General features: G+C 69.9%; 10 protein-coding genes. 7 read left to right on the top strand and 3 right to left on the bottom strand.

The features are described from left to right. Nucleotides 1-32: 32 nt before the first annotated feature. On the bottom strand, nt 33-362 hold the full coding sequence (locus ACFUN8_RS35505; protein WP_383647054.1) for an ATP-binding protein: 330 nt from the start codon (nt 360-362) through the stop codon (nt 33-35). A gap of 138 nt (nt 363-500) precedes the next feature. Beyond that, complete coding sequence (locus ACFUN8_RS35500) at nt 501-1,646, bottom strand: adenosine deaminase (protein ID WP_383647052.1); 1,146 nt, start codon at nt 1,644-1,646, stop codon at nt 501-503. A 103-nt stretch (nt 1,647-1,749) separates the two neighbouring features. Here ACFUN8_RS35500 and ACFUN8_RS35495 point away from each other — a divergent pair, with 103 nt between their 5' ends. Further along, complete coding sequence (locus ACFUN8_RS35495) at nt 1,750-2,568, top strand: alpha/beta hydrolase (protein ID WP_383647049.1); 819 nt, start codon at nt 1,750-1,752, stop codon at nt 2,566-2,568. A gap of 14 nt (nt 2,569-2,582) precedes the next feature. On the opposite strand, the gene ACFUN8_RS35490 is transcribed toward ACFUN8_RS35495, so the two are convergent. Then, a complete protein-coding gene (locus tag ACFUN8_RS35490; protein WP_383647047.1) occupies nt 2,583-3,584 on the bottom strand; it encodes a LysR family transcriptional regulator in 1,002 nt (333 codons plus the stop codon). 62 nt (nt 3,585-3,646) lie between these two features. Between ACFUN8_RS35490 and ACFUN8_RS35485 the strand changes: the two genes are divergently transcribed. The 6 genes from ACFUN8_RS35485 to ACFUN8_RS35460 all read left to right on the top strand — a co-directional run bounded on the left by ACFUN8_RS35485 (nt 3,647) and on the right by ACFUN8_RS35460 (nt 10,042). Next, nucleotides 3,647-4,942, top strand: coding sequence for an MFS transporter (locus ACFUN8_RS35485; RefSeq protein ID WP_383647045.1), 1,296 nt, complete (start codon nt 3,647-3,649; stop codon nt 4,940-4,942). A 604-nt stretch (nt 4,943-5,546) separates the two neighbouring features. Beyond that, nucleotides 5,547-5,732 (top strand): hypothetical protein, encoded by a 186-nt coding sequence (locus ACFUN8_RS35480; protein ID WP_383647042.1) that lies wholly within the window; start codon nt 5,547-5,549, stop codon nt 5,730-5,732. A 203-nt stretch (nt 5,733-5,935) separates the two neighbouring features. Beyond that, nucleotides 5,936-8,179, top strand: coding sequence for a glycoside hydrolase domain-containing protein (locus ACFUN8_RS35475; protein WP_383647039.1), 2,244 nt, complete (start codon nt 5,936-5,938; stop codon nt 8,177-8,179). A gap of 6 nt (nt 8,180-8,185) precedes the next feature. Further along, entirely contained in the window at nt 8,186-8,668 is a 483-nt protein-coding gene (locus ACFUN8_RS35470; protein ID WP_383647036.1) for a hypothetical protein, read from the top strand. A 19-nt stretch (nt 8,669-8,687) separates the two neighbouring features. Beyond that, a complete protein-coding gene (locus tag ACFUN8_RS35465) occupies nt 8,688-9,428 on the top strand; it encodes a hypothetical protein (RefSeq protein WP_383647056.1) in 741 nt (246 codons plus the stop codon). Nucleotides 9,429-9,562: 134 nt separating this feature from the next. Then, nucleotides 9,563-10,042, top strand: a complete 480-nt coding sequence (locus ACFUN8_RS35460) for a hypothetical protein (RefSeq protein WP_383647034.1) — start codon at nt 9,563-9,565, stop codon at nt 10,040-10,042. Nucleotides 10,043-10,079 lie beyond the last annotated feature (37 nt).

The following is a 10,079-nucleotide window of genomic DNA, read 5'->3' as shown; positions in this document are numbered from 1 at the left end:
GGGTGGGACCCCGCCGTCGTGCGCCCGGAGGGCTACTTGCCGAGCGTGCCGACCGGGAGGCCGCCCAGCAGGCCCGTGAGGGGGTTGGCGGCCGTGAGGGCGGAGAGGGCCGTGGGGGCGGTCTGCTGGACCGTACCGACGCCGCTGCCGACCGCGCTGCGGGCGGCGGTCACGCCCTCCGCGGTGCCGTCGGGGAGGTTCTTGGTGAGGGACTCCGTCGGCAGGTTCTTGGTGACGCTGTCCAGGGTGGCACCGGCGTCCGGGACGGCGGGCGCGGCGGCGGATGCGCTACCGGCGGCGGTGGCGGCGAAAGCGGCACCGAGGGCGGCGACGCCGAGAGTCTTGGCAGCGGACTGCTTCATGAGGAGTTACGTCCCTTGGGGAATGGGGAATATGAGCGGCCCTGCAAGTTAGCCACCGCCGCACACTGCCCGCAAACACCTGGAAACGGGCCGGACGGCGTGTCCCGGCCCGTTTCCATTGCGCGGTGATCGCTCTGTTCAGCCCAGAGACTCGCTGGTCGTAGCGGTTTGCGTGAACAGCCATTCGGATTTCAATTCGGCGTATCCGGGCTTGATCACGTCGTTGATCATGGCCAGTCGTTCATCGAAAGGAATGAATGCTGATTTCATCGCATTGACCGAGAACCACTGCATGTCGTCGAGCGTGTAGTCGAACGCCTCGGTCAGCAGCTCGAATTCACGGCTCATGCTCGTCCCGCTCATCAGCCGGTTGTCCGTGTTCACGGTCGCCCGGAAATGCAGCTTGCGCAGCAGGCCGATGGGGTGTTCGGCGATCGACGCGGCGGCGCCGGTCTGCAGGTTGGAGCTGGGGCACAGCTCCAGCGGGACGCGCTTGTCGCGTACGTAGGAGGCGAGCCGGCCCAGGGTGACCGAGCCGTCGTCGGCGACCTCGATGTCGTCGATGATGCGCACGCCGTGGCCGAGCCGGTCGGCGCCGCACCACTGGAGGGCCTGCCAGATCGACGGGAGGCCGAACGCCTCGCCCGCGTGGATGGTGAAGTGGTTGTTCTCGCGCTTCAGGAACTCGAACGCGTCGAGGTGGCGGGTGGGCGGGAAGCCCGCCTCCGCGCCGGCGATGTCGAAGCCGACGACGCCCGAGTCCCGGTAGCGGTTGGCCAGTTCGGCGATCTCCAGCGCGCGGGCCGCGTGCCGCATCGCGGTCAGCAGGGCGCCGACGCGGATACGGAAGCCGGCCTGGCGGGCGCGGCGCTCGCCCTCCTTGAAGCCCTCGTTGACGGCCTCCACGACCTCTTCGAGGCTGAGGCCGCCCTCCAGGTGCTGCTCGGGGGCGTACCGCACCTCCGCGTAGACGACACCGTCCCCCGCCAGGTCCTCGGCGCACTCGGCGGCGACCCGGAAGAGCGCGTCGCGGGTCTGCATGACGGCGCAGGTGTGCGCGAAGGTCTCCAGATACCGCTCCAGCGACCCCGAGTCGGCCGCTTCGCGGAACCAGAGGCCGAGCTTGTCCGGCTCGGTCTCGGGAAGGCCCTCGTAGCCCGTCTCGCGGGCGAGTTCGACGATCGTCCCGGGGCGCAGGCCCCCGTCGAGATGGTCGTGGAGGAGCACCTTGGGGGCGCGGCGGATCTGGTCGGCCGTAGGCGGTCGGTAGGTCTGGCTCGTCATCTCCGCACCCTACCGCCTACGCGCGTAGAGCACCCCTCGCCGATACGTAACAGTGACCGTGCGTACGGGTGGCGTACACCTCACCTTCTGAGACTGTTCTGCTATGGGACAGCAGGCAGTTCCCGGCCCCGGCGGGCGCACGCCGGGGCGTGGCACGGGGGTGCGTGGGCGTCGTTCGGAGTCACAGGCACGGCTGGGGCGGGCGGTCTCCGCGCCGGCCTCTCCACCGGAGGTGGGCGGGGTCGTTCTCGTACTGCCGCCGGGTGAACCCATATCCGCACGTGGGCCCTCCACCGTCGCCTACGCGTCGATGCTGCCGCTGGCGCGGACGCTGGCCCGCGCGGGCGCTGGCGAGGGGCTGCTGGTGCACATGGTGCGCTACCGCTCGCGCGGCTGGAACGGCGCCGACGCGCAGCTCTCGGCGGACGCCGGGTGGGCGGTGGAGGAGGTCGTACGGCGCTACGGCGACGTGCCGGTCTGTCTGGCCGGGCACGGGATGGGCGGACGGGCCGCGCTGCGGGCCGCCGGGCATCCGGCCGTCAACTCGGTGCTGGCGATGGCCCCTTGGCTGCCGGACGGGGCGGCGGGGGTGGAGCCGGAGCCGGTGACCCAGCTGGCGGGCCGGGAGGTGCTGATCGTGCACGGCACCAACGACGAGCGCAGCGACCCCGAGTTGTCGCTCCGGCTGGCGGAGCGCGCCAGGAGGGCCAACCGGCACACCTGCCGCTTCGAGGTCCACTCCGACGGGCACGCGCTGCGCCAGCATCACGGTGAAGTCCTCGCGCTGGCCGTGGACTTCGTGCTGGGCGCGCTGCTCTCGCGTACGTACTCGCGGCCCGTCGCCGACGCGCTGGCCGCGCCGCCGCCGCTGGGGCTGCGCATGCCGCTCGCGGCGGGTTTCGGGCGTTCCCTGCGGCCGTAGCGGCGCGACCGGCCTCAATCGGGGAGCAGATGGCCCCGGCGGGAGAGCAGGAAGCGCTTGAAGGCCGCCACCGGCGGGGTGTCGGGGTGGCCGTCGAGCCAGGCGACACCGACCTCGCGTACGGCGCGGGGCGCGGTGACCGTCAGCTCCACGACACCGGGGCGGGCCACCGCCGGGGGCGGCAGCAGCGCGACGCCGAGGCCCGCCGCGACCAGGCCGCGCAGGGTCTCGGCCTCCTCGCCCTCGAAGGCGACGCGGGGCCGGAATCCGGCGGCCTCGCAGAGGTCGTCGGTGATGCGGCGCAGCCCGTAACCCGGTTCGAGGGTCACGAACGTCTCGTCGGCCGCCTCGGCCAGGCGGATACGTCTGCGGCCGGCGAGGCGGTGGTCGTCGGGGACGACGAGGCGCAGCCGCTGTTCGTCCAGGCGGCGGGCCACCAGGTCGGGGGCCTCGGGGATCGGGGAGGTGAGGCAGAGGTCCAGCTCGCCCGCGCGGAGGCGTTCCAGCATCGCCTCGCCGTAGTTCTGGACGAGCTGGAAGCGGACGCGGGGGTGGTCGGCGCGGAAGGCGCGGATCAGTTCGGGGACGGTCTCGGAGCCCATCGTGTGCAGAAAGCCGAAGGCGACCTTGCCCGACGCGGGGTCGGCGTCGGCCCGTACGGATTCGGCCGCCCTCTCCACCTCGGCGAGGGCGCCTTCCACCGAGGTGAGGAAGGCGCGGCCGGCCGGGGTGAGCGAGACGGTACGGCCCTTGCGGGCGAACAGGGCCACGCCCAGGTCCTGTTCGAGGCGGACCATCGCGCGCGAGAGCGTGGACTGCGGGATGTTCATGTCCTGCGCGGCGCGGGTGACGTGTTCGTGGCGCGCGACGCCGGCGAACTGGGCGAGACGGGGGGCGAGCAGCGCGGACCAGGACTCGGGGTCGAGCTCGGCGGTGGGTGCCGGGTTCGACGGTGGGGTGTCTTGTACGTAACTGCTTGATGACAGCCGGGGCCTGGGCCTGCGTTGATGCTCCATGGGAACGATTATGACGATTCCATGCATTGGACGCATGAGATGGGCGTCGTTACGTTCCTCGTATGCCCCACGTCAGTACAGAGGCGCCCGTCACCACGGGTGCCCTCGCCTCCGCGTCCGCGTCCGTACCGTCTTCGCCCGCCGAACCCCTGACCCCCGGCCGCCCCGGCTACCGCCGGATGAGCTTCGGTCTCTTCGCCTCCGGGGTCGCGGCCTTCGCGCTGCTCTACTCCACCCAGGCGCTGCTGCCCGCCATCACCGCCGACCTCGGTGTGACGGCGGGACAGGCGAGTTGGACCGTGTCGGCCGCGACCGGCGCGCTGGCGCTGTTCGTCCTGCCGCTCAGCGCGCTGTCCGAGCGCTTCGGACGGCGCACGCTGATGACCGTCTCGCTGACGGTCGCGGTGGTCGTCGGGCTGCTCGTGCCGTTCGCGCCGAACCTGGAGTGGCTGATCGCGCTGCGCGCGGTCCAGGGCGCGGCGCTGGCCGGGCTGCCCGCCTCCGCGATGGCGTATCTCGCGGAGGAGGTACGGCCCAAGGCGCTGGTCGGCGCGATCGGACTGTTCGTCGCGGGCAACAGCATCGGCGGCATGAGCGGACGCGTCGTGGCCGGCTGGATCAGTCAGCTGTGGGGCTGGCGGGCCGCGCTCGCGGCGGTCGGCCTGATCGCCCTGGTGTGCGCGGTGGCCTTCCGCGTACTGCTCCCCAAGGCCCGCAACTTCCGCCCGGGGACGCTGAGTCCGCGCTCGCTGGCGAAGACGGTCGGCGGTCATCTGGCCGATCCGCTGCTGCGCAGGCTGTACGCGATCGGCGCGCTCTTCATGACCGTGTTCGGCGCGGTCTACACGGCGATCGGATTCCGGCTGGTGGAGGCGCCGTTCAACCTCCCGCAGGGCGTGGTCGGTTCGATCTTCCTGGTCTATCTCGTCGGTACGGTCTCCTCGGCGGCGGCCGGGAAGCTGGTCGCCCGGCTGGGCCGGCGCGGCGCGCTGTATCTGGCGGTCGGGACGACGGCGGCGGGTCTGCTGCTGTCGCTGGCGGATTCGCTCGGCGCCGTACTGCTCGGCCTGGTCCTGATCACGGCGGGCTTCTTCGCCGGCCACGCGGTCGCCTCGTCGGCGGTGAGCCGAACGGCGAAGACGGGCCGCGCGCAGGCGTCGGCGCTCTACCAGAGCGCGTACTACCTGGGCAGCAGCGCGGGCGGCACGCTCGGCGCCGTGGCCTTCCACACCGGCGGCTGGGGCGCGACGGCGGCGCTCGGACTGCTCGCGGTGCTCGGTGTGGTCTCGGTGACGCTGTTCGGAACGCACGCGGCCCGGGTGGAGCGCCGGGCGCTCGCGACCGCTGCGGGACGTTAGGTCCGCGTCGCCCCCGAGAGCCGTCTCGCGCGGGCGCGCGGCCGGTCGCCCGCGCCGGAGCAGGCGCGCGTCAGACCGACGGAAACATGCCGTCAGGCCGACGGAACGTGCCGCCAAGTCGACTGTGATCAAGGCCACATGCATATGCCCGGCGATGACTCTGCGCTCAAGTGAGCCCGTAAACATGTCCTCGCACGGCCACTGACCAGCACAGTTGAACGTCTCCCACGACAGGACGCCCCGGCGGCGATCTTCGACGGCCCGGTCACCTTGGGGGGTCCGGGTGCGGCGGAGTTGAACGAGGCACGTCAAAGGTACAGACCATTCATCGAACTTGTGACCGATACTCCAGGCGCCGCCCTCGCCAAAAGTGAAGAAGTGGCGAGAGAGTGCAGCTGCGGTGAAATTCCTGCACATAGGTTGAGCATTCCGACACCGCCCATCACTTTCGGTCACTTCCGCCAACCGCCCGGTGTGGCCGCGCCGTTGAATAAGACTTCTCGCCGACGCCCCGGCTGGCTTAGGTTTCTGCTCGTCGCGACGGGCCCTGGGGAGGGACCCTCGCGGAAGAGCAACAGCCAGGATCCAGGGGGGTCTTCTCGTGATGACGCAGGTCAGCGACGCCGAACAATCCGCACCCGCCGTGAACCACCGTGCGACGCACGGCCGCCGGCCCGCCGCCGTCTCCGCGGACACACCTGAGCCGGCCGGCCTCCGGGCCTCCTCCGCCTTCCCGGCGACCGGCCCCGAAGCGCTGATCCGACCGTCCGGGACGTTCACCTCCAACTGAACCCGGGCCCGCACCCGGCCCCAACGGGCCGGGCGCCGCCGATCCGCGCGCACCCACTCCCGCACACCGCCCGACCGGCGACTCCTCGCCGGACATCCGCCCGCGCCCGTACCCGGTCGTGCGCGATCCCCTGCCCGAAACAGGCCACCGACGGCTCACCCATGAGCTGATCCGGTGCCGCCCTCTCACGAATCAGGAACTCGATGGCTGACGAAATGGTCCGTCTCGCCCAGAGATTCATCAACACCACCTACGGGAACGGCGCCACCCTCGGCATATCCAAACTGAACGAGAACGGCCAGACCGGCTGGACCGTCATGTACGCCCTCACCCGTGCCCTGCAGTACGAGATGGGCATCAGCTCCCTGTCCGACAGCTTCGGCCCGGGCACGCTGGCCGCCCTCGGGGAGAAGTACGGCAAGCTCGACGAGACCACGATCCCGTCGGCGAACTTCTGCCGGATCATCCAGTCCGCCCTGTACTGCAAGGGCTACGACGGCGGTGACCTCGACGGCACGTACAACTCCCGCGTCAAGGCCGCGGTGGTGAAGCTCCACCAGAACATGGGCGTGGACACCGTCTACCCGGACAGTTCCCTGTGGCCCAAGGCGGTCAAGGGCCTGTTCAACATGGACGCGTACGTCACCGTCAACGGCGGCTCGGACAGCGTCCGCTCCATCCAGCAGTGGCTCAACGGCCGTTACGTCCTGCGCAAGGACTACTACGTCATCCCCTGCGACGGTCACCACTCCCGCGACGTCGCCAAGTCGATGCTCCTGGCCGTCCAGTACGAGATCGGCATGGCCGACGGAGTCGCGAACGGGGCGTTCGGCCCCGGCACTCAGGCCGGTCTGAAGGAACACACCCTGGCCACCGGCTCGTCCGGGGTGTGGGTGCAGCTCTTCACCGCCGCCATGGTGCTCAACAAGCGCCCGGTGTCCTTCTCGTCCTCGTTCAGCTCCTCGCTGGCCGGCAGCGTCAGCACCTTCCAGTCGTTCATGAAACTGGCCGTCAACGGGCAGGCGGACTTCCGGACCTGGTCCTCCCTGCTCGTGTCGTACGGCGACCAGACCCGCCAGGGTGAGGCGTGCGACGGCGTCACCAAGGTGACTCCCGCCCGTGCGCAGGCCCTGAAGGCCGCCGGCTACAAGTACATCGGCCGCTACCTGTACAACCCCTCCACCACCGATCTGCCGGAGAAGGAGATCCAGCCCGGCGAGCTGGCCACCATCAAGGAGTACGGGCTGCGCTGCTTCCCGATCTACCAGACATGGGCGCGCTCGGTCGACTACTACAGCCCCGAGCAGGGTTTCGCGGACTGCCGGAACGCCGCGTTCAAGGCTGAGGAGCACGGCTTCAAGCAGGACTCACGCATCTACTTCGCGGTCGACTACGACGCGGTGAACGACGAGGTCACCTCCCACATCCTGCCGTACTTCCAGAAGATCAAGGAGGAGATGGCACAGCTGGGCAACCCGTACAAGATCGGGGTGTACGGCCCGCGCAACGCGTGCTCCAGGGTCTCCGCGGAGGGTTACGCGGACGCCAGCTTCGTGTCCGACATGTCGTCCGGCTTCTCCGGCAATCTCGGCTACGCGATGCCGGAGAACTGGGCCTACGACCAGATCGTCACCAAGGCGGTCGGCTCGGGTGACGGCCGGATCGAGATCGACAACAACATCGCGTCCGGACGGGACACCGCTCAGGGCGACTTCCACACCGCTCCGGCGCAGAAGCTCGACATCGGTATCCACCCCTCCTACCTGCTGGCCCTGCTGACGGACGTCGAGGAGTACATGGAGTCGATCGGCCGGCCCGGCAGCACGGGATACGTCTACAGCCGGCAGGAGTGCTTCGAAACGATCATGAACTACGACGCCATGATCACGTCGGCGGCCCGCAGGTACCGCATGCGCAAGGCCCTCATCCAGACCTCGGCCTTCTGGGAGTTCTGCCACTACAGCTACAAGGACGTGGTGGAGGACGCCGGTGTGGTCCTCTACCACACGGGTTCCATACCGGACTGGGGCAAGGACCTTCCCGGCGTCAGCAAGCTGGTCGACTCCAGCACGGGCGTCGCCAAGGTCTCGGGACGTACCTGCATCCTGTCGCGCAACAACTCGATCAGCGCGGGGCGCCTGGAGGGCACGATCCTCGACTCGACCGACGAGGGCGACCGTTGGGCGATGTGGCAGAAGGTCAACCAGGACAACGTCTTCAACCTGAGCACCGTCCCGCACCTGCACATGTGGGCGGCCGACGGCAAGGCGGGCGACCACGCCGAGACACCGATCCGCCTCCCGGACCTCGACTACACCGACACGGAGACCTTCGAGATCCTCCGCCGCTATCAGGGCTTCGGTGGTCAGGCGGAATCCGACGCACAGCTTCGGATGCCCCTCTACGCGATCTTCGAGAAGTACAACCGGATCGTCCGGGAGTCCTGAGCACCCATGGTCACGGCTTCCGGCCCTTGGCAGGGGCACGACTTCGCGGTGCTGTTCGCCGTCCTGATCTCGGGCGCGACGACCGTGCTGGGGCTCACCGTGTATCTGCTCTCACGGTTCTCCCGGCGGGCCCGGCTCCGGCGCACCCCGTCCGCCGTGTGGCGGGACCTGTCGCTGGCGGCGGTCGCCATGACGCTCGCCCTCTACCTCTGGGGGTGTCTCCACGTCCTGTTCCTGGAGGACCAGGAGCAGGCCGAGGAGTGCGAGCGGCAGCGCCCCGAGGGAACACCGGCCCTGGTCGGCCGCAGAGGCGACTTCATCCCGCTGCGTCTCGTGTGCGAGGCCGCGAACGGCCATGACTACACCGTCGTCATCCCCGACTCCATCAACCCGTCCCTCGCTGTCCTGCTGCTGCTCGCGCTCGGCTGCGCCCTGGTCTCCGGCGTACTCCACCGCCGGCGGCGCTCGGCAGCGGAGAAGAAAGGCTGACCTGTTGAGCCCCATCGACATGACCCGCAGACACGCTCTCACCGCCGCGGCCGGTGTCACCACCGCCGCGAGCCTCGCCTCCACCGGCCTCCTCGCGAGCCCGGCCGCCGCCGCACCGAGCCCGCCGCCCGTCGGCAACGACGAACTCAAGGAGGCGCTGCGCCGCGTCAAGGCCCGGCAGCGCCGGCTGCTCACCGGCCGGCCCTCCGCCAACCGGTGGGAGATGCAGAAGGCCGTCGACGACGGCGGCGACATCGTGACCCGGGACGTGCCGGGCACCGGCCTGAAGGTCGCCGTACGCATGGGAGACACCGAAACGGTGCTGGTCCATGTGATCCGTCGCTTCCACTACGAGGTCGACACCCTCGGTCTGCCCGGCGAACCGAACCCCGTCAAGGGCTGGTCGGCGCCGTCGGCGGTCCGCGACAGCCGGCTCCCCGAGTCGAACCAGGCGTCGGGCACCGCCGTCGTCATCCGGCCGGACTTCTACCCGCCCGGCGTGGGAGGCGGATTCACCGCAGGCCAGGAGCTGACGATCCGGGACATCGTCGCCGACACCGAGGGTGTCGTGCGGTGGGGCGGCGAGGACCGGCGCCCGTACGAGGGCCTGTTCTATCTCACGGCGCGTCCGGGCGACGCGCGTCTGCGGCGGGTCGCGGCCAAGATCCGGGCCTGGGACCAGACACCGGGCGCGGGTGCCGGGGCCGTACCCGACGTGACGGAGCCCTCGCGGCGGCGCCGCGCCGCCCGCTTCCGGTGAGGAAAGCACCGGAGGACACCACAGTTGTGCCTGCCCGAGGTCGCTCGACGCGAGGCAGGACAGGGGGGAGGAGGGGCGCGGGCATGCGGTTCCGCGTGCCGCGTCTCCTTCCCGACACGAAAGAGGAGGGGAAAATGAAGTCTCTGAGATCACTGAAAACCCTGCTGATCGCGGCTGTCGCCGCGTGCGGGTTCGTGCTCGCCGGCGCGATGCCCGCCAGCGCGCTCCCGCCGGACGGAACGCAGGTCACGTGCGGCACCGCGGGCCAGGGTCTGGGCCTCTACTACAACTCGAACAACGCGGGCTCGAAGCGGTGCATCTTCGGTGATGTGCACAACTACGACGCCAACCCGACCAACTGCTCGTCGCAGGGTTGCGCCCGCTACTCCTTCGAGCTGGACGGCCGGAACGGGCAGGGCACCTATCTCAAGAACAACGCGGCGTCCGCCTACAACTATTCGGCGTACGTCGTCCGCATCTACTACAACAGCGGCTGGGGCGGCACCTGGGACTCCTTCCCGGGCTACGGGTACCAGGGTTCCGCGAAGTGGTACGGCAATCTGAACGGCACGTACAACAACAACGCCTCGCAGCGAATGCTGTACGAGACCTGATCCGACAGCCGGCTCCGGCGCGCGATTCCTGGAATCG

The organism is Streptomyces sp. NPDC057307 (assembly GCF_042667665.1).
Classification (GTDB): domain Bacteria; phylum Actinomycetota; class Actinomycetes; order Streptomycetales; family Streptomycetaceae; genus Streptomyces.
The sequence above is the reverse complement of the archived record's forward strand: the minus strand, read 5'-3'. Positions and strand labels throughout refer to the sequence as shown.